We start from the raw sequence: 24,040 nt of genomic DNA, 5'->3' as shown, positions 1-24,040 counted from the left end.
CCGGGGTACCCGCGCCGTCCACGATGCATGGAGGGACGGGACCGCGATGAACGAACACGGAATCGAGCGTGGCGCCGCCGAGGACGCTTCCGACACCCCGGTCACACCGACCGAGGTCGAGGCGAGCCGGCGCCCTCCGTCCGAAGAGACCGGGGCCCGCGACGAGGACGACCGTGACGAGAAGAAATAACATCCTCTCGGGGGCACTGCTGGGGCTGGGGATCGCGGCCTTCGTCGACGAGACCGTGTTCCACCAGCTCCTGCACTGGCACCACTTCTATGACAAGTCGACCCCGTCCGCCGGCCTGGTGTCCGACGGCATCTTCCACGCCGTCAGCTTCTTCGCCGCCGTGGCCTCGCTGTTCATGCTGGCCTCGCTGCGCCGGACCGGCACGTTCGACTCCCGGCCCTGGTGGGGCGCCCTGCTCACCGCGGCCGGCGTCTTCCAGCTCTACGACGGAACCATCCAGCACAAGCTGATGCGGCTGCACCAGATCCGCTACGGGGTGGACCTGACCGCGTACGACTGGACCTGGAACATCATCGCCGCCGCGCTGATCGTCGCCGGTGTGACCCTGCTGGTCCGCTCCCGGGCGGCCGTGGAGACCGCTTGACGATGGTGACCGTCGCGCTGCTCGCCGGCGCCGTCGCCTATTCGGCCGCGGCCGCCCGTCTGAGCCGTCGGGGAATCGGCTGGCCGGCCGGGCGGTCCCTGGCCTGGTATCTCGGCATCGCCGCCGCGGTCGCCGCCGTCTCCGGACACCAGCACGACTTCCGTGACCACATGTTCGGCCACCTCGTGCTCGGCATGGGCGCGCCGATCCTGCTCGTGCTCGGCCGGCCCGTGACCCTGGCGCTGCGCGCCCTGCCCGTACGACCGGCGCGCCGGCTGTCCCGAGTTCTGCGCAGCCGTCCGGTGGCGGTGCTGACCCACCCGGTCACGGCCGGGCTCCTCGACGCCGGCGGCCTCTGGGTCGTCTACACCACCGGCCTGCATTCGGGCGGCGCCCTCCTGCAGGTGCACATGCTGCTGGCCGGCTACCTGTTCACCGCCGCGATCATCGGCCGCGACCCGGCACCGCACCGGCCGGGCGTCCGCGCCCGCGCGGTCGTGCTGGTCGCCTTCATCGCCGCGCACGGCATCCTGGCCAAGCGTCTCTACGGCCACCCGCCGCCCGGCGTGCCCGCGCTCGAGGCCGAGCAGGCCGCCCAGCTGATGTACTACGGCGGCGACCTGCTGCACCTGGTCGTCATCGTGCTGCTCTGCCGGCGGATGTTCCCGGCCCCGGCCCGCCCATGGCGGTTGCCGGCCCAGGTTTTTACCGGCCCGGCCGGGGAATCCGGGGATCATGCCTGACACTCCGACGCAGCCGCTGCCGATCGCCCGCGTGAACGTGGGCATGTCCGTCGCCGACTCGGCCGGCGAAGAGGTCGGGACGGTGACGGCCGTCCAGATGCCCGGAACCGACGTACGCCCCGACGTGGCCGCCGGGGTGGCCGAGCGCCTGATGGCCGCCGGCTACCTGCGCATCGACGGCACCGGGCTGCTCTCCAACGACGTCTACGCCGCGGGCGACCAGATCGCCGGGTCGGTCGAGGGCGAACCGGCCACGGTGACCCTGAACGTCACGAGGGACGAACTCGCCCGAGCCTGACGGCACCGCTTGAGCGCGGCCCGGGTGAGCGGTCGCCACGGCCGGAGCGCGCGCTGCGGCCCGGTGTGGCACCCGGGCCGCGAGGCGCCGCGCGAACGGCCCTGGTGCTTTCGGGTGAGCCGGCGAGGCGTACGTAGGGGAATTTCTGGGTTTCAGGGGTGGTCTGGGCGAAAGGTGGCACTCCGCGGGCCGCGTTGATGACATATCGTGCCGGAGTGGTTGCATCCCGTCACTCTGGAGGGTTGATGGTTCGCCGCTGGCATGTGGGGGCGTTCGCGGTGCTGGCGGTTTTCGCGCTGGCCTGCGAGGGAGCGGGAGGCGCGGGCGGAGGGTCCGAGCCGTCGGGAACACCGGTGAAAGGCTATCCCTCGTCGATGGCGGCGCTCGGGGATTCGATCACGGCGGGGTTCGGCAGTTGCGGGGCGTTCGTGGTGTGCGGGCGCAACTCGTGGGCCACGGGGACGGCCGACGCGGTCGACAGCCACTATGCGCGCATTCTGGCCAAGAACCCGCGGATCAAGAACAAGGCCCGCAACTTCGCGCGGCCGGGGGCGCACGCCCGGGATCTGGCGACCCAGGTGGCGCAGGCCGTGGACATGAAGGCGCAGTACGTGACGATCCTGATCGGGGCCAACGACGCCTGCGCGGGCACGACCGCGGGCATGACGTCGGTGTCGACGTTCCGCCGCGAGATCGACCGCGGGCTCAACCGGCTCAAGAAGGGGCTGCCCAAGGCCAACGTCGTGGTGGCGGGCGTACCCGATCTCTACCGGCTGTGGCAGCTGGGGCGCGACGACGCCCGGGCCGTACGGGCGTGGCAGCGGTTCGGCACGTGCCGGTCGATGCTGGCCGATCCGGCCTCGACCGACGAGAGCGACGATGCGCGCCGCCGGCTGGTGCGGACGCGGATCAACGACTACAACGACGAGCTGGCCGCCGCGTGCGAGAAGTACGGCAAGCGCTGCCGGTGGGACGACGACGTGTACGAGGCCGGCTTCAGCCTCGATCTGGTCAACCAGGTCGACTACTTCCACCCCAACGTCCGGGGCCAGGCCGAGATCGCCGACGTGACCTACGGATTCAAATAGTCTGCAACCTTTGACGCCCCCGCCGCCGACATAGAGGCGACAGGACGGGGAGGACGCGGATGCGGGCCGAAGAGGACCGGGAGTACGTCGAATATGTGCGGGTGCGGTTGCCGCGCCTGCATCGGATGGCGTACATGCTGTGCTCGGACGCGCACCAGGCGGACGACATCGTGCAGGCCACGCTGACGGCGCTCTATGTGCACTGGCGCCGGGCCGCGGCGGCCGACAACCTCGACGGGTACGTCCACCGGATCATGGTGCGGCGCTATCTGGACGAGCGCCGCCGCCGGTGGTCGCGGGTGCTGCTGGGCGACCAGGTGCCCGAGGCGGCCGAGGCGGCGCCGGGGGCCGACGCCGGGTTCGGCGATCGGGACACGCTGACGGCCGCCCTGCGGACCCTGCCGAAGGGGCAACGGGCCGTGGTGGTCCTGCGCTACTTCGGGGACCTGACCGTCGAGCAGACGGCCGAGGCGCTGGGGTGTTCGACGGGCAACGTCAAGAGCCAGTGCGCGCGCGGGCTGGCCACTCTCCGCGGAACCATGGCCCGGGTGGCCGAAAGGGAGCGGTCGTGAACGACGACGAACAGCAATTGCGGGACCAACTCGAGGCCCTGACAGCGCCGCCCAGTCGTCTCGAGGCGGAGACGCTGCTCGAGGCGGGCCGGCGCCGGACTTTTCGCCGCCGATCGTGGCAGGCGGCGGGCGGGGTGGCGCTCGCGACCGGGGTCGTGGTGGCAGTGCCCACCGTCATGAAGGACCCCGGCACGCCGCCGCCGGTTCGGCCGGCTCCGGTCGTGGCCGCCGCCCCGGAGAAATGCCAGGGCAGCGTGTTGCGGCTGCCCAAGGACTCGAAGGGGGCCACGGCCGAGGTCGTCGACGTCTCGGGACGCTACGTCCTCGGTCACGACGTCGGGGGCCAGGACTTCCGGCCGATCCTGTGGACGGACGGCGTGCCGCGGCGGCTGCCTCAGATCGAGGAGTCGGTGCAGCTGACCACCGTGAACGCGCGGGGGGTGGTGGCCGGCCTGGCGACCGAGGGCAACGAGGACTACGTCTTCCGTTACGAGAACGGCCGCTACGTCCGCATGAAGACCCCGGCCGGCCGGTGGACGCTCTATCCGTGGCCGCTGATGAACGCGACCGGCGACATCGTCATCAACGCGGAGCCCAAGGGGAACATCGAGGGCAAGGACAGCATCGCGCTGTTCTGGGCGGCGGGCTCGTCCACGGCGGTCAAGCTGCCGCTGCCCACCGAAGCCAACGTCTACGACATCGCCGACGACGGCACCATTGTCGGCGGCACCTTCGTGAACGGGCAGGGCGAGGACGCGTACGCCTGGGACCGCACCGGCAAGGGCCGCAAGCTGGCCGCCCCCAAGGACACCAGGGCGATCGCGCACGCGGTGGAGGGCGACTGGGCCACCGGCGGCCTGTGGCCCGGCGACGGGGACGGGAAGCCGGCGCTGTGGAACCTGCGGACCGGCGCGCTCACCCAGCTCGAGGGCGACGGGCCGGGCGAGTCGGTCAACCGCGACGCGTGGGTGGTGGCGTCGGGCCAGGCTTTCCGCGACGGCAAACCGATCGAGCTTGCCGCGCCGAAGGACCGGGTCGCCTTCGCGCGAAGTGTGTCGAACACGGGCCTGATCGTCGGCAACATCCAGACGCCGGACGGCAACGGGTCGTCCCAGCCGCGGGTGTGGAAGTGCTGACGGTCTAGCGGCGGCGGGGCGGGGCGGCCCAGACGAACCGGGGCGCGGCGGCCGGCAGGGCCAGGGCGCGGTACGTCGGTTCGACCGGGCGGCCCCGGTCCGGCGGGCGCCAGATCGGGGGCGGGCCCCACCAGATGACGCGTTCGCCGGTCGGCTGAGCCAGCACCGGCAGCGGGGGTGCGGCCAGCGCGTGGCGGGGCGCCTGCGGCGGCAGGGCCGGAACGGGTTCCTCGGTGGGGGCCGCCTCGACGTGGGTGGCGTGCGTGGCGGGGGCGGTGGCCAGCACGATCGCCGCGCCGACGGTGAGGGCGCAGGCGATGCCGGCCGGAAGCAGCCAGCCGTCGCGGACCGTGTCGCCGAGGAAGACGACGGCCACGACGGACGGCGCCATCACCTCGGCCGTCCAGTGGATCGCGGTGACCGGGCCGACATCGCCGTGCTGCAACGCGTGGGCGTACAGGGTCATGCCGGTGCCCGCGAAGACCAGCAGGGCGGCCGTGAGGGGGTCGGTGAGCAGGGCCATCGCGGTCTCGCCGGCGCCCGCGCCCTCGGGCACCGGCAGCGAGCGGCCGACCAGGGCCGCGCCACCGAGCGAAAGGCCGGCGGAGGCGGCGATGACCCCGCCGGGCGCGTCGACCTTGACCGCGCCATAGCCGACCAGCACCATGGCGGCCGCCGCGCCGCACAGCGCGAAACGCAGCTCGCCGGGCGTGTGCACCTCGTGCTGCGGGGCGGCCGAGAAGGCCAGGAAGGTCAGCGAGACGATCGTGACGAGGATGGCCGCCGAGTCGCGGCGCCGCAGCCGGGAACCGAGCCAGACGCGCGCGCCGAGCACGGTCAGGGCGAGCGAGCCGGCCAGAATGGACTCGACGACGTAGACCGCGAGCTGTTGCAGGGCGACGATGGCGCCGACCCAGGCCAGGATGTCGAAGAAGATGCCGGCCAGATAGAGCGGGTGGGCCATGGTCTGGGCCGTGCCGCGGCTGCGACGGGCGCCGAGGGCCTGCAGGATCGAGGCGGTCGCGTAACAGAGCGAGCCGAAGATGACGATCGACAACGCGACCCATCCGGCGCCGGTCATTGCCGGGACCAGATCTCGTGACGCTGAGTCGATCGAGCAACCACGATCTGATGATATGCGCGTGGGCGGGTTCTAGATAGTGGCCGTGGCCAGAACCTGCCCCGCGTACGTCTCCACCTGGACCGCCGCCACGTCGGCCGGCGCCACCAGCGCGCTGCCGTCGACCTTGGTGCCTTCGCTCGCGCCGGACTCGCTGACCAGCCAGCTTCCGGCGAACTCGCGACGGCCGTCGTTCGCCACCACGAACAGGCGGCACTGTGAGCCGGCCGGCACCCCGGCCACCGTGGCGCTCAGCCGCACCCAGCCCGCGGCCGGGGTCATGGTCACGTTCACCGCCGTGCCGGTCGTCCGGTCGAGCGCGGTCAGCACCCGGGGCGCGGCCGCGCTCGCCGCCGCCACGATCTGCGCGTCGTCGGCCGCGGGCGCGGTGGAACGGCCCGCGTACAGGCCGCCGGCCAGCGCGATCACGGCGGCGGCGACCCCGGCCAGCGTCCACAATGCCCCGCGCCGCCGGTCGTGGCCACGGCCCTCGTCGCGTACCTGCCGCAGGGTCTTGTGCAGAAGCAGGTCGCCGTCGAGGGGCGGGCCCTCCAGGAACGCCTCGGGCGGGATCTCGCCGAGCCGCTCCTCCATCTCGCGCAGGTCGCCCACCTCGCGCCGGCACTGCGGGCAGTCCTCGACGTGGGCGTGCACGGCCGCCCACTCGTCGTCGTCGAGAACACCCAGGGCGTACGCCCCGAGCTGCTCGTTCTGGTGGCCGTTCATGGAACTCCCGTCGGTTGGGCGGCCCGCAGCGCCTCCCGCAACCGGCGCAACGCCTCGTAGCTGCGGGACTTCACCGTCTCGGCCGGAAGACCGAGCGACGCCGCCGCCTCTTTGACGTCACGCCCCTGGAAGTACAACTGGTTCAATACCTCCCGCTGCTCGGGCGGAAGCGTGCCCACGGCGGTGAGCATCTCCATCGGCCCGGCCGGCGCCGCGGGCACGCCCTGCTCGGCCGCCACGGCACACAGGATCGGGAAGAGATGCGCCCGTACGGCACCCCGGTCCTCGCTCAGGGCGGCGGGGGACGACCAGGCGCGCAGCAGGGTCTCGCGCACGATCCGCTCGGCCCGTGCGCGGTCGCCGCTCAGCCGGGTCGCGTACGCCACCAGGGCCGCACCGTGCTCGGCGAAGAGCCGCCGGACGAGCACCTCACCGGCGGTCCGGTCGCGTCGGCTCACTCCCCCACCCGCAGGACGGAGATCGTGTTGTCGCCGCCGTTGGACACGTAGGCCAGGCGGCCGTCGGGCGACACCCCGATCGTGCGCGGGCTCTTGCCCACCTTGATCGTCGCCGTGACCGTGCCCGTACGGCCGTTGATCACCGACACCGTGCCGTCGAACTCGTTCACCACGTAGCCGTACCGGCTGTCGGCCGAGAACGCGACGTTCTGCGGATCCCGGCCCACCTTGAACGGGCCGGTGCGCTTGAGGGTTACCGTGTCGATCAGGTCGGCGGTGTCCGCCTCGTACCCGGCGACCAGCGCCATCCGCCCGTCCGGCGCGACCGCGATGCTGTGCGGCGCCCGCGACACCCCGATGTTGCGGATCACCGTGTTGGTCCGCATGTCGATCACCGAGACCGCGTTGGACTCGTGGTTGGCCGTGAACGCGCGCATCTGGTCGCCGGAGAACCCGACCGCGTGCGGGTTGGGCCGCACCGGCAGTTCCGACTCCATGCGCAGCGTGCCCGGGCTGAAGATCTCGAGCCGGCCGTCGCTGTGGATCGGCACCCAGAGCTTGTTGTCGGGGGCCACGGAGAGCGTGTACGGCATGTGCCCGGTGTCGAGATAGCGGATGACCTTGCGGCTGCCCGCGTCGACGACCGCCACGCCGCTGCCGGTGTGCTTGTCGTCCTCGTACATCGAGACGAACACCGTGCGGCCGTCGCGGGACACGGCGACGAAGCGCGGTTTGTTGCGCAACACCACCGGGGCGACCTTGCGGGTGGCGGCGTCCACGATCGACAGGATCCGGCTGTTCTGGTTGGCGACGTAGATCGTCCGGCCGTCGGGCGAGACGACCACGCCCTCGGGCTCGGTGCCGACCCGGATCGTGCCGATCACCAGGGGCTTGGCCACGCTCCGGACCCGGGCGGCGGCCAGCGGCACCTTCGTGAGCGCGGGCGCCGGTGTCTCCTCGATCTCGGCCTTTACCTGGGCGCTGGCCTGCGGCGCGGCCACGAGCGGGGTGTCCGCGGGGCGGCGGTCGTCGAGCAGGGTCATCGCGACCCCGGCCCCGCCCAGCACGACCAGCGTGGTGAGGATCGCGACCAGAACCGTGGTGCCGATCTGGCGCCGGGCCGGTGCGGGCGGCGCGGGCAGGACGGTGACGCGGGCCGGGCCGTAGCCGCCGGCGACCATCCCTCCGTCGTACGTCCGCAGGCCCTCGGGTTCGCCGCCGCGGGAGGTGCCGTAGTCGACGGCTCCCCGGGCGGGCGGCGCGCTCACGGCCGCGAACGGCGCACCGGCCCCGCCGACCTGACCGGTCACCCGTACGTCGGCCCAGCCGGCCGGGCCGCGTACGGTCACCGAGCCGTCCAGCCAGTCGGAGCGGGGCAGCCACATGATCCGCAGCGTCCGGTCGTTGAGCATCGCGCGCAGCCCCGGACCGGAAACGGTGACGGTGGCGCCGGCGACGGCGAGCGGCGGCCCCTCGACCCGCACGTCGGCGACCAGGCGCGGCGTCTCGGCGGCGACCGTGCCGAAGTCGAGGCGTTCGGGATCGAGGCGGACGGCGCTGCGCTCCAGCGCGGCAGCGGCCGCGGCCGACACCGCGCGGCTGTCGTCGTCGGTCATCTGCTGCAGGGCCTGCCGTGCGGCAGCGGCCATGGCCAGATCGGCGCCCCAGGTCAGCCGGGCCAGCCCTTCGACCCCGGCCAGCCGGGACTCCCGGATCGGACTGCCGATCTCGGTCAACACGCTCTGCGGTAGCCCAGTTTCACTCATAGTGTCCCCGCGATCATCATGCGGTGACGAGTGTCCTCAAGGGAAGACGCGGAACGAATTTGGCATCTTCAGTTGTTGAGCTGCCAAATCGCCAGGTTGAGCGCCGTGGCATAGCTGACCCAGGCCCAGTACGGCAGCAGGAGCAGGGCGGCGGCCCGGCGAACCCGCCAGAACGAGACGACCGTGGCCCCGATCAGCAGCCAGAGCACCACGATGTCGGCGAAGGCCAGGCCGTACTGCCCGGCGCCGAAGAACAGCGGCGTCCAGATCGCGTTGAGCACGAGCTGGGCCGAGAAGAGCCAGAGCGGCAACGTGAAGCCCGCGCGCTGCCAGGCGAGCCACCCGGCAAAGGCGATCATCACGTAGAGCACGGTCCAGACCGGGCCGAACAGCCACGAGGGCGGCGCCCAGGCGGGCTGCTCGAGCCCGTTGTATTCAGCGCTGGTGCCGGCCACCCCGAGCCCGCCGATCGCGGCCGCCACGAACACCGCGACGCCGAACCCGGCCAGCGCGAGCCAGCGATGACGACGCGGCGGCGAACCCAGGTGCAGCGTGGCTTGGTTCATCTCTGACAAATGCCCGTCGGCGGCCACGTGAAACGGGCTTCGCAGACGGGCACAAAGCGCACTCGTTGATGGAGTTTTGAGGAAACGCTCCTACAGTCGATGGATGGAGATGGAGGTGCTCCGGCCCGCGGGCCGGGAGCAGGCACCACCCAGGGCCGAGGAGCCCCCGCCGAAGTGGTGGAAAAAGGCTGATCTGCGCCGCAAGCTTCTCGTCGGCGCGGTTGCGGTGTGGGCCGTGGCGATCACGGCCGTGGTGCTGCTCCGTGACGGGGGCGAGGCCGGGACGCCGCCCCGGGCGCTACCCTCCGCCGCTGCCTCGTCGGACGCGCCGCTCACGGTGCCGCAGGTCTATCAGGCGCTGCGGCCCTCGGTGGTGCTCATCAAGGCGACCGGCAGCGGTCAGGGTGCCGACACCGGCACGGGTGTGGTCGTCAATGCCGACGGCACCATTCTCACGGCCTTCCACGTCGTCGAGGGGGCCAAGACGATCACCATCTCGTACGCCGACGGCACCGAGTCGCCGGCGGCGGTCGCGTCGCAGAGCGCGGCGCGGGACATCGCCACCCTGACCCCCGAGAAGCTGCCCGAGACGCTGGTGCCCGCGGTGCTCGGTGGCGGCGCCGGGATCGGCGACGACGTGGTGGCCATCGGGAACCCGCTCGGGCTGACCGCGACCACCACCAGCGGTGTCGTCTCGGGGCTCGAACGGACACTGAGCCGCGACAAGGGCGGCGACATCACGGGGCTCATCCAGTTCGACGCGGCGGTCAACCCGGGCAGTTCCGGCGGGCCGCTCATCAACGACCAGGGCCAGGTGATCGGGGTCGTGGTCGCGCTGGCCAACCCGACCGACGCCGGCACCTTCATCGGCATCGGCTTCGCCGTCCCGATCGGGGCCGCGCTCGGCGCCGGTGAGGGCGACGGCCGCAACCCACCGCTGTAACGGGCACCGAGAGCACAGAGGGACGGGACGCATGAACATGCCGGCACGCGGCGCCTACAACTGGACCGACGCCCCGCCGGCCTCAGCCGGTCCGATCGAAAAGGTGCTCTACGAGGTCAAGAAAACCATCGTGGGCCAGGACATGCTGCTCGAGCGGCTACTCGTGGCGCTGCTCGCCCGCGGGCACATCCTGGTCGAGGGCGTGCCCGGCCTGGCCAAGACCCTGGCCGTGAAGTCGCTGGCCGAGGCGATCGGCGGCGACTTCCACCGCGTGCAGTTCACGCCCGACCTGGTGCCGGCCGACATCGTCGGCACCCGCGTCTATCACCAGCCGACCGGCGAGTTCCAGGTGCAGCTCGGCCCGGTCTTCACCAACCTGCTGCTGGCCGACGAGATCAACCGGGCCCCGGCCAAGGTGCAGTCGGCGCTGCTCGAGGTGATGCAGGAACGGCAGGTCACGATCGGGCGCGAGACCCACAAGGTGCCCAACCCGTTCCTCGTGATGGCCACCCAGAACCCGATCGAGACCGAGGGCACCTATCCGCTGCCCGAGGCGCAGACCGACCGGTTCATGATGAAGGTGATCGTCGGCTATCCGAGCGTCACCGAGGAGTTCGTCGTCGTCGAGCGGGCGCTCGCCCCGGCCGCGGTCATCCAGCGCATCATCGACCCGGAGACGCTGGTCGGGCTGCAACAACAGGCCGATCGGGTGTACGTCGACCCGTCGCTGATCGAGTTCGCGGTGCAGCTCGCGCACGCCACCCGCGATCCGGCCCGCCTCGGCCTCAGCGACCTGGCCCGGTACGTGACCTTCGGGGCCAGCCCCCGGTCGTCGATCAGCCTCGTGCTCGCGGCCCGGGCGCTCGCGTTCATCCGGGGGCGCGAATACGTCGTACCGGAAGATTTGACCGATCTGGTGCTCGATGTGATGCGGCATCGGCTGGTGCTGTCGTACGAGGCGCTCTCGGACGACGTGACCGCCGACGTCATCCTGCAGAAAGTTCTGGCCAACGTGTCGATCCCGGAGCCGGCCGGCCGGGGCCGTTGACATGGCCTCGGCTTCCGACCGGCTGCTGCGACGCCTGGAATGGCGGCTCGGCCGGCGCCTCGACGGGCGGCTGCAGGGCAACTACCGCACGGTGTGGCACGGCGCCGGTATCGACTTCACCGACCTGCGGCTGTATTCGGCCGAGGACGACGTCCGGCACATCGACTGGAACGTCACCGCGCGGCTTGACGAGCCGTACGTGCGTCAGTACACCGAGGACCGTGAGCTCACCGCGTGGCTGGTGATCGACCGGTCGGCGTCGATGCGGTTCGGCCAGGGCGCCGGCAAGGAGTCCACGGCGACCGAGCTCGCGGTCAGCATCGCGCGGCTGATCTCGCGGGGCGGCAACCGGGTCGGGGCGATCCTCTTCGACAACCTCAGCCACCAGGTGATCCCGCCCCGCGGCGGCCGCGACCAGGTTCTGCGGATCACCCGCGAGCTGCTGCGGCCCGCCGCCAGGGGTAAACCGGGCCGGACGACGGACCTCAGTGCGATGCTGCGACTGGCCGCGGCCACCACGAGCAGACGGCGCAGCCTGGTCTTCGTGATGAGCGACTTCATCGGCGACCCGGGCTGGGACCGGCCGCTGGCCCGGCTCACCCACCGGCACGAGGTCGTGGTGATCCGCGTGGTCGACCCGGCCGAGGTCGAGCTGCCCGACCTCGGCGTGATCCTGGTCGAGGACGCCGAGACCGGCGAGCAGCTGCTGGTCGACACCAGTGATCCGCTGCTGCGCGGCCGGCTGGCCGAACAGGCCGGGGCCCGCGAGGACGAGCTGGCCGCCGGCATGCGCCGGGCCGGGGTCAGCGCCCAGCGCGTCACCACCGATCAGGATCTGCTGGCGGCGCTGGTCGACCTGGTCGGCCGCTCGGGCCGGAGGCGATGAGTGAGCTTCCTCTATCCGGCCCTGCTGGCGGTGGCCGCGCTCGTCACGGTCGCGGCCGTGGCGGCGTACGGGAAACTGCAGAAACGACGGACGGCCGCGCTCACCGCGGCCGGGTTCGCGCCCGCGCCGAGCCGGACAGCGACGATCAGGCGGCATCTCCCGTACGGGCTGATCCTGCTCGCCCTTCCGATCCTGCTCGTCGGTCTGGCCCGGCCGCAGGCGGAGGTCAGCGTGCCGCGGGTGTCGGGGACCGTGCTGCTCGCGTTCGACGTGTCGAACAGCATGCGCGCCGAGGACGTGACCCCGTCCCGGCTGGCCGCGGCCCAGACGGCGGCCAAGCAGTTCGTCGAGGAGCAGCCCGCGACGGTCGATGTGGGCGTGCTCGTCTTCGGTGACCAGGCGCTGCTCACTCAGGCCCCGACCGACGACCACGCCGCCGCGCTGGCCGCGATCAGCCGGCTGTCGGCCAGCGGCGGCACCTCGCTCGGGCAGGCCATCCTGGTCGGGCTGGGCACGATCACCGGCAAGCCGGTCACGCTGCCCGAGGACGGCGTGCCCGCACCCGATCTCGGCTACTGGCCGTCGGCAACGATCGTGATCTTTTCGGACGGGCAGGAGACGGGCGGGCCCGACGTCGAGGCCGCCGCCGAGCTGGCCGCGGCCGCGGGCGTACGGATCCAGGCCGTGGGGGTGGGAACCGAGCGCGGCGGAACCGTCGAGGTGGACGGGTTCCAGCTGGGCACGGCGCTCGACGAGTCGCTGCTGACGGCGGTCGCGAAGACGACCGGCGGGGAGTATCTGCCGGCCGGGGACGCCGACACGTTGAACGACACCACCAAGTCGATCGACCTGCGGCTGACCGCCAAGAAGGAGCCGCTCGAACTGACCGCGCCGTTCGCCGGCGCCGCCCTGCTGCTGCTCATGCTCGGTGCCGTGCTCGGCACCCGCTGGCACGGAAGGATCGTCTGATGTCGTTCAGCTGGCCGTGGGCCCTGACCGCCCTGCTCGCGGTGCCGCTGCTGCTGGCGATCCGCTGGTGGCTCAACCGGCGCCGCAAGCGTTCGGCGATCACGGTGTCGAGCGTCGCCCTGATCCGGGCCGCGCTGCCCGGGCGCACGTCGTGGCGCCGGCGCATCCCGGTCTTCCTGTTCCTGGCCGGGCTGCTGTCGCTCGGGTTCGCGCCGGCCCGGCCCCAGGCCTCGGTGTCGATGCCGTCGAACAGCACGTCGGTGCTGCTGGCGATCGACGTGTCGGGCTCGATGTGCTCGACCGACGTGCAGCCCAACCGGTTCACCGTCGCCACCGACGCCGCCCGCAAGTTCGTCCGCGAGCAGCAGGACGGGACCCGGATCGGGCTGGTCGCGTTCTCCGGCATCGCCGGCCTGCTGGTCGCCCCGACGACCGACAAGGACTCGCTGCTCGACGCGATCGACACTCTCCGGACCGCCCGCGGTACGGCCATCGGGCAGGCGATCCTCACGTCGATCGACGCGATCGCGGAGAGCAACCCGAGGGTGGCCAAGACCGGAGTCGACCTGGGCACGCCCGGGCAGCTGGGCGACTACGAACCCGACACGATCGTCGTGCTCACCGACGGCTCCAACACCACGGGCGTCGACCCGGTGACCGCGGCCGAGCAGGCGGCGGCCCGGCGGATACGGGTCTACACAATCGGTTTCGGCACCACCGAGCCGGCGCCGATGGTCTGCACGGCCGACCAGATCGGCGGCGACTCCCCGTTCGGCGGCCGCGGCTGGGGCGGCGGACGCGGCGGCGGGCGCAACCAGGAGATCGACGAGCAGGCGCTGACCCAGGTGGCCGACACGACCGGCGGGCGCTACTTCCGGGCCGAGGACGCCGACCAGCTGGTGGAGGTCCTGACCGACCTGCCCCGCGAGTTCAACCTGCGCAAGCAGGACGTCGAGATCACGTTCTGGTTCGTGCTGGCCGCCTCGCTGCTTGTCGTCACCGCGGTGGGTCTGAGCCTGTGGTGGAACCGGCCGGTCGCCTACAAACCGTCCTCCAAATAGCGGGGCATCCCGGCCGCCCTCGCCTTGACGGCGGCCGACATGCGGCGGGCCAGGTGCGGGCTCAACAGGCCGGCCGCCTGCTCCTCGGTGCACCAGCGGTAGCTGCGCAACTCGTCGGCCCGCAGCACGATCCGATCGATCTGGCCGGCGGTCAGGTCACCGCCGTCGAACACCAGCATCAGACCGTCGGGCCGACCCGGCTGGTCGGGGCGCGGCGAAACCCAGTCGATCACCAGCAGTTCGTTGACGGTCAGCGCGAGACCCAGTTCCTCCAGCAGCTCGCGCCGAACGCCCGTACGCGGGGACTCACCGGCCTCGACCACGCCGCCGGGGATCTCCCACTCGTCCTTGTAGGTGGGCTCGACGACCAGGAACCGGCCGGCGTCGTCGGTGAGGAGCGCGCCCGCGCCGACCAGCTTCGTCGGCAGCCGGGTCCAGAAGTCACCAAGAGTCATGCGGCGACGGTAGCCCGCGACCGTAGGCCGTTATTCGCCCGCCGGGCCGGCTGCTGCGCCGCTCGACCGACCTGCTGCCCACGCTGGTCCAGCTGGCCGCCCACGAGTGGCTGAACCCGCCCCCGGCCCGGGCGCAGCGGGTGACAACGCTGTAGCCGTACGGCATACCGTTCTCCCATGCGGACCGAAGAGCTTGCCCTCGTCCGCCAGGGGTGGATCGACGACATGGTCGGCCGGGTGGTGAACCATCTGTGGCCGCCCGGCGCCGACGTCGTCGTGGCCGACGCGGGTGAGCTCACCGATTTGCGCCGCGCCCTGACGGCGACGTACACCGCGGCGTCCGATCTGGACAGCCTGTCGGCCCCGATGATCGCCCGTGAACTCCGGTCGGCCGGGCTGGTGGCCGACGCGTCGATCGACGACGTCGTGAAGCGGCTCGTCGAGCCGGTCGTCGCCACGGCGCGATCGACGGGAATGCCGGAGCCCCGCTGGTGGGACGTCGCCGGGTGGAGCACGATGGTCATCGAGTTCTGGGTGGCCCACCGACTCAGCGAGAGCGACCCCGCTGCCGTACGCCGGGAGATGTCACGCCTGTGGCCCGGGGCAAGCGGCGAACATCTCGACATGGTCCTCGACGCCGTACTCGGTTCTTCCGGCCGCCCTCGACGAGGCGTCGGCCACCGGGAAAGCCACCGCGCTGCTCCGGAACCGGGAAGATCCGCCGGTCGACGCCGGGCGACCCGACCTGACCGAGGTGCGCCGCCGGGTCTCTCAGGTTCGCCGGATAGACCAGTGGATCACCCAGCTGCGGGGCCGCACCGGCGACCAGGCGGCCGCGGGACTGGCCGACGACCTCGCCCGCGACGTCGCCGTATGGAAGCGGGGATTCTCAGGTTTCATCGGCGGCCTCACCGGCTGGGAGACCGAACTGCTGCTCGGCCGGACCGACAACCTGGACTATCGCGATCGGTGCCTCGAAGCAGGCCGCCGGCACCACACCTATGACATCTGGGGACGGGACGCGCTGCCCGACCTGGAGACGCCGTCCGGCACACCGGTCCCGGGCTGGATCAACGAGCAGCTCGTCGATGGCGGCGGCGACTTCTGGCACGGCCGGACCGGGCCGCAGGTGGTGTGGCTGGCGACCGCGCGGACCGACGAGGAGGAGCGTCTGATCCTGAGTGATCTGGCCGGCGGCGGCCGCTTCGGTGTGCACGGCGACGACGACCGGCAGCACGTCGATCTGTGGTTCGGCGACAAGTCGGACGCTCTCGTTGCGCCGTTCCTGTTCGATCTGCGCCACATCATCAACGCCTGGAATCTGCTTCTGCTGGCGACCACCGGTGTGCTGCGTCTGATCGTGGTGCGCCTCCGCGACCGCGAGGATCTGGTTGTATCGGGCGTGGCTACGGTGCGGCTGCCGGAAGAGCTGAAGGAGATGCTGTCCGACGTCGCGATGGCGGTGCTCCGCGCCCGGGTTGGGCCCGACGTCGACCGCCTGCCCTGGCTCTTCGTTTCCGGCCCGGACGAGATGACCTCCTCGATCTTTATGGCCTGCGAGACCGCGCGGGGCGAGGAATTGCTGGACGAGATGCATGCCGAGCCCCGGCCGGCGTCCCGGTCGACAAGTGGCGCGATTTCCAGGAGGCCGGCCGTGACCTGGCCCGGCTGCGGGCCCGGGCGGCCGGACCGGCCGAACTGGAGGCGGCCCGGGATCGGGTCGCGGCGGCCCGCAGCCGGGCCCGGGGTCCAGAGCAGCGCTCGGCCGGACCGGAGACGGATGCGCTGCCGGAGGACACCGCCTTCGTTCACATCTATCCGGCGCTGGGCACCGCCGAGGCCGCCCCCGGAATGCTGGCCGCCGTCTGGTTCGCCCGCACCTCGGACGGATTGCGGAGCGGGCGGATCGACCTGGGCAAGATCAGGACGCGGGAGATGGAACAGATCATCCGCGAGCTCGGCGCCTCGGACCGCTCCCCCGGGGACCGGACCGCGCTGGTGTCCGCGCTCTGCGAAGCTCTGGCCGACATAGCCCGCCCGCTACGGCAGACGTTCGAGCCGTTGGGGGTGCGGCGGCTGATCGTCAGCCCCGTTCCGCCGCTGGATCTCGCGCCGCTGCACGCCGCCCCGACCGGCACCTCACCCGGTTCTCCGGCCCTGGCTGATGTCTTCGACGAAGTGCTCTATGCGCCGTCGCTTCGCGTGGTCGCCGCCGCGACCCGGCTACGCCGGACCGGACACTCCGTCCCGCTGCTGGTGATGCCCGGCGATGCGGAACTCCCGGCCGCCCAGGCCGAGATGCGGCTGCTCCGGCAGGTCTATCCGCAGGCGCGCACTCTGGAGGGCGCGAAGGCGACCGCGGCCGCGGTCATGACGGACGGCCGGCGGGCGAGTGTCCTGCACATCGCGTGTCACGGCTACGTCGCGGACGACCGGTGGGCCAACGGCATCGCGCTGGCCGGCTCCGAGGTGCTCACGGTGGCCGACGTGCTCGCCGAGGGAGACCTGCGCGGGGTCGAGGTGGCGGTGCTGAACGCCTGCCACAGCGGCGCGCACCGTGCGCGCGGTCCGCTCGTTCAGACTCCGCGCGGTTTCGACGCCGCCCTGCTGGCCCGGGGCGCCCGGGTCGTGATCTCCACGCTGTGGGAGGTCAACGACGTCATCGCCATGGTGTTCGCGACGGCCCTCCACTCGGCGCTGGCCGCGGGCGCCGGCCCGGCCCGGGCCTATCGGCAGGCGTGTGACCTGCTGCGCGGCACGCTGCCGGCCGACGATCCCGCCGTGGCCGGCGCGGCCGAGCTGCTCGACCGCGAATATCCGCGGTGGCGCCGACATGTGCAGGGCCAGCGCGCGTACGGCGTGTGGTCGTGGGGGGCCTTCAGGATGACGGGCTACTCGTGGTGAGTTCGCGCTCCCGGGTCCCGAACGGGACGGCCAGCAGCAGGCCCAGGCTGATCCAGACGTACGCGTTGCTTCCGATCGCCGCCGCGAAGCCGGTTGCGCCCGCCCACCAGAGCCACACCACGCTGCTGCTCAGGACGACGTAGACAGTGGCCAGGGCGGCCAAGCGGCGACGGGAGCCGGCGCGGAGGGCGTCGTCGGTCAGCAGGAACAGGGCCGGCAGCAGCCACACCAGGTGGTGCACCCAGGTGACCGGGCTGATCAGGCAGGCGACGATGCCGGTGACCGCGAAACCGGCCCCGTGGTCGATCCTCTGGACGCGGAGGAACCAGATGGCCAGCACCAGTGCGACCGCGGCCAGCCACCACACCGAAGGCAGTTCGAGGCGGGCCATGACGCCGCGCAGCGACTGGTTCGAGACGTATTCGAGGCGGCCGACGCGGCCGGTGTCCCATAGGGCGCCGAGCCAGAACTGGGCCGACGTCGTCGGGGCGATCAGGACGGCCAGCAGGGTGGCGGCGGCCGCGGTGCCGGAGGCGACCGCCGCGGCCCGGAACTGGCGGGTGACGATCAGGTAGCCGATGAACACGGCCGGCGTCAGCTTGATCGCGGAGGCCACGCCGATGAAGACGCCGGCCCAGCGCCGGCCCTCGGTGAGCGCGCGCAGGTCGAGGACGACGAGCAGGAGCAGCGCCAGGTTGACCTGGCCGAAGCTGAATGTGTCGCGGGCGGGTTCGAAGACGAGCACCGCCAGGAACGCCAGCGAGCAGGTCATCCACAGCGGCCAGACCTGGCGGCGCACCACCGGGGCCACGAACCAGCGCAGCAGCAGGATCACGGCGGCGGCGTTGACGACGAGGCTGCAGGCGACGGCGACCGGCCAGTTGGTCAGCGCGAGCGGGCTGAAGACGAGCGCGGCGAACGGCGGATAGGTGAAGCCGTACTCGGTGTCGTTGTAGAGGAAGTCGTAGAGGTCGCCGCCGTCGAGCAGCCAGTAGCGCACCGCCCCGCGATAGACGCCCAGGTCGAAGAACTCGCGGAACGTCGGCACCGTCACCAGGAACACGCCGACGGCGATCGCCGCGACAACCACGATCAAGGCTTGCCCGTACGGGCCCAGGGGTCGCCTCATCGTGCGGCCGGCCGATAGACGGCGGGCGAGGTGGCCAGGCGTACCCCGGCGAAGGCGGCAAGGCCCAGGAGCGCACCCAGCGTCGCCAGCAGGAACCGTTCGGCGTCGGCGGCGAACCCGTCGGGCAGCACCACCAGCACCAGCACCGCGCACGCGCCGGCCAGCAGGTGGCGGACCCAGCGGTGCCCGGCCGCGGCGGCCAGCGGCACCAGACCCCAGATCACGTACCAGGGGCGCAGCGCCGGGCCGAACGCGACCACCGCGACCAGCACGATCCCGAGGCCGTAGAGCGGGCCGAGCCGCCCCAGGCCGGTCCACACGAGACCGGCGACGATCAGGGTGGCGAGCACGCCCAGCCAGCGCCACAGGTTCATGACGAAGTCGTCGCCGACGCCGTCGTCGCGCAGGATGTCCGCCGTCCATCGGCCGAGCACGCCGGTCAGCGACAGGTTCCCGGGCGAGATCGGGGTGTCGAGGGCCGAGATCCAGCCGTACCCGGTGCCCGCGATCAGCGTGAACACCGCGGTCGCGGCGGTCGCCGTCGCACCGACCGCGGCCGAGGCGCGCAGCCGGGCCAGCCGGCCGGGCCGATGCGAAGCCCAGATCACCGCGACCGCCACCAGCCCGAGCGCGGCCGGCGCCTTGACCAGCGCCGCCGCCACGACGAGCACGGTGGCGACGATCGGCCGGTGGCGGACCGCCGCGGCCAGCCCGGCGGCGAGCAGCCCGACCATCAGGGCGTCGTTGTGCGCACCCCCGACGAAGTGGATCAGCACGAGCGGGTTGAGCACGGCCAGCCACAGCGCCGACGCAGGCCTGATCCCCGCCTGCCGGGCCAGGATCGGCAGCACGTACGCGAGGAGCGCCAGACCGGCCACGGCCAGGAGCCGCATCAGGATCACGCCGGTGAGCAGGTGTTCGCCGATCGGGGCGGTCAGCCGATCGGCCAGAAAGAGGAAGACCGGCCCGTACGGGCTGGGGGTGTGCTGCCAGATCGCGGGCACCTGCTCGGCCAGGAAACCCCCGAGCGCCGACGGCCCGGACCGATAGACGTCGTAGCCGTCACCGAGCATCACGCCCTGGGCGATGTAGCTGTACACGTCCCGGCTGAACATCGGCGGCGCGACCAGCAGCGGACCGGCCCACAGGGCGAGGGTCCGCCAGGTGCCGCGGTCCGCCTCGCCGTCGTTGCGGGTGACCCGGCCGTACCACCACCAGGCGAGCAGCAGCAGCGCGAGACCGCTGTAGACGCCGACCAGCCCGATCCGCGCATGCTTGAGCCCGGCGAAGAACGGAATCCCGACCGGCAGCGCCCCGGCGCCGAACCCACCGAGCGCGACCAGACAGGATCCGGCGAACCCCGTGACGCGCGCCGGCACGGCGTGATCTCTGAGCACGGCAGCACCCTTTCAATGAAGGGTGTCGCCGCGGGGACGAGATGCCGTCCCCCACGTGACGGCCCGATGGCAGGGCAGCAGGCCCGCCTGCCTCAGTCCGCAACCACGTCGTCGCCGGCCGCGATCTTTCCGGCCGAGCCGCGAGCCGCCTCCACCGTGTACCGCCGCCCGGCCTCCTCGAGCTTGTCGACGGCCGCGTCGATCAGATCGATGCCGAGCACGTCGGCCAGCCGGACGAGATAGATCGTCACGTCCCCGATCTCGGCCCGCACCCGGGGCCCGATCTCGGGATCACTCATCACCGCGCCGGACTGCTCCGGGGTGAGCCACTGCAGTTCGGCCAGCAACTCCCCTACCTCCCCGGCCAGCGCCATGGCCAGGTTCTTGGGCGTGTGAAACCGCTCCCACTCGCGGGCCCGGGCGAATTCGCGCACCAGCAGGGTCAGCTCACCGACGGAAGACACCAGCCTTCTCTACCGCCCGCCCAGGCCGATCAACAAGTCGACGCCCCGGCCGCTCAGCTGACCTTGAGGGTGACCCCGAGGTTGTTGCGGCCGGTGATGGTGTCCCACATGCCCGGGTTGGCCAGGCGGATCGCGTACGCGGGGGTGGTGGCCAGGCGTGGGGAGGGGTCGGGCAGGGACAGGGACAGGCGGTAGGAGCCGGCGGCAGGGGCCGGGAAGGTCACGCGCACGGTCACTGCTTTGCCGGGGAGCACGGAACGCAGGTCGGCCGGGATGCGGATCGCGGATGTCTTGGCGCCCGTGGTCAGGAGCAGGTTGAGCGGGCGGTTGCCGATGGGGGCGGCGTAGCCGTCGTTGGTCAGGGTCAGCTGAGCGGTGAGTGTGGCGGCCCGGCGCGCGGTGGCCGGAAGTGAGGCCTTGACCAGGCGCAGGCGGTAGCCCAGGCGGCGGGCGGCTTCCGCGCGGCCGGAATCGCCCCACGAGTCGAGCACCGAGAGGTTGAAGGACGGGTTCAGGTACGTCCAGTGAAAGCGGGCCATCTCCGCGCCGGCGTTGGGCCACGACGATCGTGACGACACGTCACACGTCTCGCCGCCCACGAGAGTGGTCGTCGACGAGGACAGCCACGCTTGGTCGTCGGGGGCGGTGAACGTTCCGTAGTCGTCGTGGCCGGCCAGGAAACAGTCGTTGTGAATGCCGAGGCGGGCGGTCGCGGGGAACAGGGTGCGTTTGTAGGCGGGGGTGCGCACCTGGATCTGGGTGGTGGAGGCGGTCGCGGCGAGCAGGGCGGACAGCACGGACCGGCGGTCGGCCCGGTTCCGGTCGGTCAGCACGCCCGGGGACTGCGAGAAGTTGTCGCTGTAGTACCACTCGCCCCACTGGCCGATGAAGCCTGCCTGCAAGGCCGCGATCACGTCGGCGTTGGCCTTGAGCAGCGGGCCGAGCTGGGCGATGTGCCCGAGGACGCGGGCCACTGGGGCGTCGGCCGGGGAGGATTCGCTGTACGAGAAGCGGAGGACGAGCTTGACGCCGGCGGCCCGTACGGCGGTGAAGTCGGCGGCGATCAGGGTCAGATCGGCCGACGGGAGTCGATCAACCGAAGTGAAACGGTCGAGGTAGTAGTGCCGGTAGACGAGGCTTCGCGCCGAGCCGGTGCGGGCCCGGGCGAGATCGGCCGCGTTCAGGGGCTCGAAGGACGGGCCGAGATGGGTCTCGCTGTAGGTGAAGAAGCCCCGTCCCGGGTTGGCGATGACCTCCGAGGACGCGGCATAGGCGCGGGTCACCGACGACCCGGCCCGTGCGGGCGTCGCGGCCTGGGCCGTGCCGGGCAGGAGCACGGCGACGGCCAGGGCCGCGACGGAAAGCAGACGCATGCACCGGCAATCGGCCGGGTCAGGGCCTACTCAAGGAGAAACGATGGTTCGTAGCGGGGGCAGGCCGTTGAAGCCGACCGCCGAATAGGTTGCCGTGTACGCGCCTGTTCCGAGAATCCGGATCACCTCGCCGGCCGCCAGGTCCAGCGGGAGATCGTAGGGCGCGTGCTGATAGAGGATGTCGACGCTGTCGCAGGTGGGGCCGGCCAGGATCACCGGGCCGCTCGGGCCGCCGCGCGCGGTGGCCAGTTCGTACTGGATGGCCTCGTCCTCGGTTTCGGCCAGGCCGCCGAACCGGCCCACGTCGAGGTAGACCCAGCGCGGCTCGTCGTCGTAGGACTTGCGGGCCACCAGCACGACCTGGGTGTGCAGCACACCGGCGGGCGCCGCGATGTAGCGGCCCGGCTCGATCATGAGCGACGGCGCCCGGTGGCCGAAGTGCCGGCGGATCGCGGTCTCGATCGAGGAGGCGAAGGCGCCGATCGGCGCGACCGGGGTGCGGTACGCGACCGGGAAGCCCCCGCCCGCGTTCAGGATCCGCAGCGTGATGCCCGACTGCTCGAGCACCTTGAAGATCCAGGCCGCGGTGGCGATCGACGGCTCCCACCGGTCCGGATGCAGCTGCTGGGAACCCACGTGGAAGGCGACGCCCGCCGGGTCGAGCCCGCGCAGCGCGGCCACCTTCATCAGCTCGGCCGCCATCTCGGGCACGCATCCGAACTTGCGGGAGAGTGGCCACCGGGCGCCGTCGCTCGACGCGAGGACCCGGCACAGCACCGAGGACCCCGGCGCATGCGTAACGATCTTGTCGAGTTCGCCCTCGCTGTCGAAGGTGAAGAGGCGAACCCCACGGGCGTACGCGTACGCGATGTCCTCGCTCTTCTTGATCGGATGCCCGTAACTCAGGTCGCCGGGGGACGCGCCCGCCGCGAGGCAGAGGTCGATCTCGGCCCGGCTGGCCACGTCGAACTTGCATCCCGCAGCGACCAGCGCTCTGAGTAGCGGCAGTTCGGGATTGGCCTTCACGGCGTAGTGGATGCCGGCTCCGGCGAACGCGGTGGCGATCTGTTCGTACTGCGTGCGGGCGACGTCGATGTCGATCACCAGGCAGGGGGTCTGATCCAGGCCGGCCTGCAGGAACTGTTGTGCATCTGCGGTCACTGTCATGGCTTCGTGTCCTCATCGGTGACGGGGCAACGATCTCGGTGAGCGTGACGGGCTCGATGAGCGTGACGGGCTTGCGATAAGAGTGACGGGCTTGCGGTTGCACACAGCGTACTTCCGTCGATGCTTTCCGTGGTTATCCGACTGTGACAAGAAGGACGACGGAACGAAAGATTTGCCAACATCATTACTGTTGGCGCCGTGTTCGACATGCTCTCCGCCTCGGAGCAGCACGCCTACCGCCTGCTCGTCCGCATGACCGGCGCCGCCCCGGCCGATCTCGCCGAGCAGGCCGGCCTGCCCGCCGACGAGGCCGGCGCCCTGCTCGAGGCGTTGCACCGCAAGGGGCTGGCCACGGCCGGCCCGACCTTTCACGCCCTGCCGGCCGACGTCGCGCTGGGCGACGCCCTGCTGCGCGAGCAGCAGTCTCTCGAGTCGGCCCGCCGGCTGGTCGCGTCGCTGAGCGAGGACTACCGCACCAACACCCGCCGCCGCAGCCCCGACCACCTGGTCGAGATCGTGGTCGGCGCATCCGCCCTGCGCGACCGGCTGCGGGAGATGCAGGACTCGGCCCGCGAGGAGATCCTCTGGTTCTGCCGGGCCAATCCGATCGCGATGCAGGGCCCGGAGAACACCGAGGAGTCCTCGGCCCTCGAACGCGGCGTGCATTACCGCGCGATCTACGAGCGAGAGCTGCTCGAGAAGCCCGGGGAGCTGGACAGCATCGTCGACGCGATGAAGCTCGGGGAGCTCTCCCGCACGCTTCCGGTCCTTCCCGTACGCCTGGCCGTCGCCGATCGGAACCTGGCGATCTGCCCGCTCGTCCCCGACGCGGCCCGCGGCGTCGGGGAGCCCACCGCGGCGCTGATCCGCCCCAGCGAGCTCCTCGACGCCCTGGTCGCCCTGTTCGAGAGCTATTGGGAACGCGCCACCCCGCTGCTGCCCGACGGCAGCGAGGAGGAGCCCGACAAGCTGCTGCTGTCGCTGTTCGTCGCCGGGCTGCCCGACAAGTCCATCGCGACCCAGCTCGGGGTGAGCCGCCGGACCGTCCAGCGCCGCCTCGACCGGCTGATGGAGGCGGCCGGCGTCGACACCCGGGCCGGTCTGGCGTTCCAGGCGGGACGACGAGGCTGGCTGTAGGCGGGCCAGCGGTCTTCGGT

26 protein-coding genes are annotated in these 24,040 nt (G+C 71.8%); 15 read left to right on the top strand and 11 right to left on the bottom strand.

Going from position 1 to position 24,040, the window contains the following annotated elements; translation table 11 throughout:
• The first annotated feature begins 46 nt into the window (after positions 1–46).
• The 7 genes from ACZ3I4_RS35465 to ACZ3I4_RS35435 all read left to right on the top strand — a co-directional run bounded on the left by ACZ3I4_RS35465 (position 47) and on the right by ACZ3I4_RS35435 (position 4,451).
• Complete coding sequence (locus ACZ3I4_RS35465; protein ID WP_465386456.1) at positions 47–190, top strand: hypothetical protein; 144 nt, start codon at positions 47–49, stop codon at positions 188–190.
• The gene (locus ACZ3I4_RS35460; protein WP_465386455.1) at positions 174–614 is read left to right on the top strand and encodes a DUF2243 domain-containing protein; all 441 of its coding nucleotides are present in this window, start codon (positions 174–176) and stop codon (positions 612–614) included. Before ACZ3I4_RS35465 ends, ACZ3I4_RS35460 begins: the two co-directional genes overlap by 17 nt.
• A 2-nt stretch (positions 615–616) precedes the next feature.
• On the top strand, positions 617–1,357 hold the full coding sequence (locus ACZ3I4_RS35455) for a cytochrome c oxidase assembly protein (RefSeq protein WP_465386607.1): 741 nt from the start codon (positions 617–619) through the stop codon (positions 1,355–1,357).
• Entirely contained in the window at positions 1,350–1,655 is a 306-nt protein-coding gene (locus tag ACZ3I4_RS35450) for a hypothetical protein (protein WP_465386454.1), read from the top strand. Before ACZ3I4_RS35455 ends, ACZ3I4_RS35450 begins: the two co-directional genes overlap by 8 nt.
• A gap of 245 nt (positions 1,656–1,900) precedes the next feature.
• Positions 1,901–2,743 (top strand): SGNH/GDSL hydrolase family protein, encoded by an 843-nt coding sequence (locus ACZ3I4_RS35445; RefSeq protein ID WP_465386453.1) that lies wholly within the window; start codon positions 1,901–1,903, stop codon positions 2,741–2,743.
• Positions 2,744–2,802: 59 nt separating this feature from the next.
• The gene (locus tag ACZ3I4_RS35440) at positions 2,803–3,315 is read left to right on the top strand and encodes a SigE family RNA polymerase sigma factor (RefSeq protein ID WP_465386452.1); all 513 of its coding nucleotides are present in this window, start codon (positions 2,803–2,805) and stop codon (positions 3,313–3,315) included.
• Entirely contained in the window at positions 3,312–4,451 is a 1,140-nt protein-coding gene (locus tag ACZ3I4_RS35435) for a hypothetical protein (protein WP_465386451.1), read from the top strand. Before ACZ3I4_RS35440 ends, ACZ3I4_RS35435 begins: the two co-directional genes overlap by 4 nt.
• A gap of 4 nt (positions 4,452–4,455) precedes the next feature.
• On the opposite strand, the gene ACZ3I4_RS35430 is transcribed toward ACZ3I4_RS35435, so the two are convergent.
• The 5 genes from ACZ3I4_RS35430 to ACZ3I4_RS35410 all read right to left on the bottom strand — a co-directional run bounded on the left by ACZ3I4_RS35430 (position 4,456) and on the right by ACZ3I4_RS35410 (position 9,087).
• Positions 4,456–5,532: a hypothetical protein gene (locus ACZ3I4_RS35430; protein WP_465386450.1), complete on the bottom strand. Its 1,077-nt coding sequence runs from the start codon at positions 5,530–5,532 to the stop codon at positions 4,456–4,458.
• A gap of 72 nt (positions 5,533–5,604) precedes the next feature.
• Positions 5,605–6,297 carry a zf-HC2 domain-containing protein gene (locus ACZ3I4_RS35425; RefSeq protein ID WP_465386449.1) on the bottom strand — a complete coding sequence of 231 codons (693 nt, stop codon included), beginning with the start codon at positions 6,295–6,297 and terminating at the stop codon, positions 5,605–5,607.
• Positions 6,294–6,755, bottom strand: coding sequence for a sigma factor-like helix-turn-helix DNA-binding protein (locus tag ACZ3I4_RS35420; RefSeq protein WP_465386448.1), 462 nt, complete (start codon positions 6,753–6,755; stop codon positions 6,294–6,296). The genes ACZ3I4_RS35425 and ACZ3I4_RS35420 overlap by 4 nt, the downstream gene beginning before the upstream one ends.
• Positions 6,752–8,494 carry a beta-propeller fold lactonase family protein gene (locus ACZ3I4_RS35415; protein ID WP_465386447.1) on the bottom strand — a complete coding sequence of 581 codons (1,743 nt, stop codon included), beginning with the start codon at positions 8,492–8,494 and terminating at the stop codon, positions 6,752–6,754. The genes ACZ3I4_RS35420 and ACZ3I4_RS35415 overlap by 4 nt, the downstream gene beginning before the upstream one ends.
• Before the next feature lie 95 nt (positions 8,495–8,589).
• Positions 8,590–9,087, bottom strand: a complete 498-nt coding sequence (locus ACZ3I4_RS35410; protein WP_465386446.1) for a TspO/MBR family protein — start codon at positions 9,085–9,087, stop codon at positions 8,590–8,592.
• A 103-nt stretch (positions 9,088–9,190) separates the two neighbouring features.
• Here ACZ3I4_RS35410 and ACZ3I4_RS35405 point away from each other — a divergent pair, with 103 nt between their 5' ends.
• The 5 genes from ACZ3I4_RS35405 to ACZ3I4_RS35385 are packed head-to-tail and all read left to right on the top strand — an operon-like array spanning position 9,191 to position 13,994.
• A complete protein-coding gene (locus ACZ3I4_RS35405; protein ID WP_465386445.1) occupies positions 9,191–10,030 on the top strand; it encodes a S1C family serine protease in 840 nt (279 codons plus the stop codon).
• Positions 10,031–10,067: 37 nt separating this feature from the next.
• The gene (locus ACZ3I4_RS35400; protein WP_465386606.1) at positions 10,068–11,078 is read left to right on the top strand and encodes an AAA family ATPase; all 1,011 of its coding nucleotides are present in this window, start codon (positions 10,068–10,070) and stop codon (positions 11,076–11,078) included.
• A 1-nt stretch (position 11,079) separates the two neighbouring features.
• A complete protein-coding gene (locus ACZ3I4_RS35395; RefSeq protein ID WP_465386444.1) occupies positions 11,080–11,964 on the top strand; it encodes a DUF58 domain-containing protein in 885 nt (294 codons plus the stop codon).
• A complete protein-coding gene (locus ACZ3I4_RS35390) occupies positions 11,965–12,933 on the top strand; it encodes a VWA domain-containing protein (RefSeq protein ID WP_465386443.1) in 969 nt (322 codons plus the stop codon). It abuts the gene before it with no gap.
• Positions 12,933–13,994 carry a VWA domain-containing protein gene (locus ACZ3I4_RS35385; protein WP_465386442.1) on the top strand — a complete coding sequence of 354 codons (1,062 nt, stop codon included), beginning with the start codon at positions 12,933–12,935 and terminating at the stop codon, positions 13,992–13,994. The genes ACZ3I4_RS35390 and ACZ3I4_RS35385 overlap by 1 nt, the downstream gene beginning before the upstream one ends.
• Here ACZ3I4_RS35385 and ACZ3I4_RS35380 read toward each other — a convergent pair.
• Positions 13,973–14,449 (bottom strand): NUDIX domain-containing protein, encoded by a 477-nt coding sequence (locus tag ACZ3I4_RS35380; RefSeq protein WP_465386441.1) that lies wholly within the window; start codon positions 14,447–14,449, stop codon positions 13,973–13,975. The genes ACZ3I4_RS35385 and ACZ3I4_RS35380 overlap by 22 nt on opposite strands.
• A 754-nt stretch (positions 14,450–15,203) precedes the next feature.
• Between ACZ3I4_RS35380 and ACZ3I4_RS35375 the strand changes: the two genes are divergently transcribed.
• Both ACZ3I4_RS35375 and ACZ3I4_RS35370 read left to right on the top strand, forming a co-directional pair.
• Complete coding sequence (locus tag ACZ3I4_RS35375) at positions 15,204–16,481, top strand: hypothetical protein (protein ID WP_465386440.1); 1,278 nt, start codon at positions 15,204–15,206, stop codon at positions 16,479–16,481.
• Positions 16,385–17,353 carry a CHAT domain-containing protein gene (locus ACZ3I4_RS35370; RefSeq protein ID WP_465386439.1) on the top strand — a complete coding sequence of 323 codons (969 nt, stop codon included), beginning with the start codon at positions 16,385–16,387 and terminating at the stop codon, positions 17,351–17,353. Before ACZ3I4_RS35375 ends, ACZ3I4_RS35370 begins: the two co-directional genes overlap by 97 nt.
• On the opposite strand, the gene ACZ3I4_RS35365 is transcribed toward ACZ3I4_RS35370, so the two are convergent.
• The 5 genes from ACZ3I4_RS35365 to ACZ3I4_RS35345 form a co-directional block, all read right to left on the bottom strand.
• Positions 17,328–18,482, bottom strand: coding sequence for a glycosyltransferase 87 family protein (locus ACZ3I4_RS35365; RefSeq protein ID WP_465386438.1), 1,155 nt, complete (start codon positions 18,480–18,482; stop codon positions 17,328–17,330). The two genes, ACZ3I4_RS35370 and ACZ3I4_RS35365, sit on opposite strands and share 26 nt — an antisense overlap.
• Positions 18,479–19,879: a polyprenol phosphomannose-dependent alpha 1,6 mannosyltransferase MptB gene (mptB, locus tag ACZ3I4_RS35360; RefSeq protein ID WP_465386437.1), complete on the bottom strand. Its 1,401-nt coding sequence runs from the start codon at positions 19,877–19,879 to the stop codon at positions 18,479–18,481. Before mptB ends, ACZ3I4_RS35365 begins: the two co-directional genes overlap by 4 nt.
• Before the next feature lie 92 nt (positions 19,880–19,971).
• The gene (locus ACZ3I4_RS35355) at positions 19,972–20,343 is read right to left on the bottom strand and encodes a nucleotide pyrophosphohydrolase (protein ID WP_465386436.1); all 372 of its coding nucleotides are present in this window, start codon (positions 20,341–20,343) and stop codon (positions 19,972–19,974) included.
• Between the two features lie 53 nt (positions 20,344–20,396).
• Positions 20,397–21,716 (bottom strand): DUF4832 domain-containing protein, encoded by a 1,320-nt coding sequence (locus tag ACZ3I4_RS35350; protein ID WP_465386435.1) that lies wholly within the window; start codon positions 21,714–21,716, stop codon positions 20,397–20,399.
• A gap of 30 nt (positions 21,717–21,746) precedes the next feature.
• Positions 21,747–22,877 (bottom strand): type III PLP-dependent enzyme, encoded by a 1,131-nt coding sequence (locus ACZ3I4_RS35345; protein ID WP_465386434.1) that lies wholly within the window; start codon positions 22,875–22,877, stop codon positions 21,747–21,749.
• Between the two features lie 213 nt (positions 22,878–23,090).
• Between ACZ3I4_RS35345 and ACZ3I4_RS35340 the strand changes: the two genes are divergently transcribed.
• Complete coding sequence (locus tag ACZ3I4_RS35340) at positions 23,091–24,020, top strand: helix-turn-helix domain-containing protein (protein WP_465386605.1); 930 nt, start codon at positions 23,091–23,093, stop codon at positions 24,018–24,020.
• Positions 24,021–24,040 lie beyond the last annotated feature (20 nt).

Source organism: Actinoplanes sp. NPDC021490, assembly GCF_055562135.1.
The sequence above is the reverse complement of the archived record's forward strand: the minus strand, read 5'-3'. Positions and strand labels throughout refer to the sequence as shown.

Excerpts from the sequence above, each read along its gene's own strand:
- ACZ3I4_RS35440 (WP_465386452.1), top strand. The coding sequence starts at position 2,803 with ATGCGGGCCGAAGAGGACCGGGAGTACGTCGAATATGTGCGGGTGCGG.
- ACZ3I4_RS35340 (WP_465386605.1), top strand. The coding sequence starts at position 23,091 with ATGCTCTCCGCCTCGGAGCAGCACGCCTACCGCCTGCTCGTCCGCATG.
- ACZ3I4_RS35400 (WP_465386606.1), top strand. The coding sequence starts at position 10,068 with ATGCCGGCACGCGGCGCCTACAACTGGACCGACGCCCCGCCGGCCTCA.
- ACZ3I4_RS35465 (WP_465386456.1), top strand. The coding sequence starts at position 47 with ATGAACGAACACGGAATCGAGCGTGGCGCCGCCGAGGACGCTTCCGAC.
- ACZ3I4_RS35445 (WP_465386453.1), top strand. The coding sequence starts at position 1,901 with ATGGTTCGCCGCTGGCATGTGGGGGCGTTCGCGGTGCTGGCGGTTTTC.
- ACZ3I4_RS35425 (WP_465386449.1), bottom strand. The coding sequence starts at position 6,297 with ATGAACGGCCACCAGAACGAGCAGCTCGGGGCGTACGCCCTGGGTGTT.
- ACZ3I4_RS35370 (WP_465386439.1), top strand. The coding sequence starts at position 16,385 with ATGGAACAGATCATCCGCGAGCTCGGCGCCTCGGACCGCTCCCCCGGG.
- ACZ3I4_RS35380 (WP_465386441.1), bottom strand. The coding sequence starts at position 14,449 with ATGACTCTTGGTGACTTCTGGACCCGGCTGCCGACGAAGCTGGTCGGC.
- ACZ3I4_RS35455 (WP_465386607.1), top strand. The coding sequence starts at position 617 with ATGGTGACCGTCGCGCTGCTCGCCGGCGCCGTCGCCTATTCGGCCGCG.
- ACZ3I4_RS35350 (WP_465386435.1), bottom strand. The coding sequence starts at position 21,716 with ATGCGTCTGCTTTCCGTCGCGGCCCTGGCCGTCGCCGTGCTCCTGCCC.
- ACZ3I4_RS35365 (WP_465386438.1), bottom strand. The coding sequence starts at position 18,482 with ATGAGGCGACCCCTGGGCCCGTACGGGCAAGCCTTGATCGTGGTTGTC.
- ACZ3I4_RS35405 (WP_465386445.1), top strand. The coding sequence starts at position 9,191 with ATGGAGATGGAGGTGCTCCGGCCCGCGGGCCGGGAGCAGGCACCACCC.
- ACZ3I4_RS35385 (WP_465386442.1), top strand. The coding sequence starts at position 12,933 with ATGTCGTTCAGCTGGCCGTGGGCCCTGACCGCCCTGCTCGCGGTGCCG.
- ACZ3I4_RS35450 (WP_465386454.1), top strand. The coding sequence starts at position 1,350 with ATGCCTGACACTCCGACGCAGCCGCTGCCGATCGCCCGCGTGAACGTG.
- ACZ3I4_RS35410 (WP_465386446.1), bottom strand. The coding sequence starts at position 9,087 with ATGAACCAAGCCACGCTGCACCTGGGTTCGCCGCCGCGTCGTCATCGC.
- ACZ3I4_RS35430 (WP_465386450.1), bottom strand. The coding sequence starts at position 5,532 with ATGACCGGCGCCGGATGGGTCGCGTTGTCGATCGTCATCTTCGGCTCG.
- ACZ3I4_RS35395 (WP_465386444.1), top strand. The coding sequence starts at position 11,080 with ATGGCCTCGGCTTCCGACCGGCTGCTGCGACGCCTGGAATGGCGGCTC.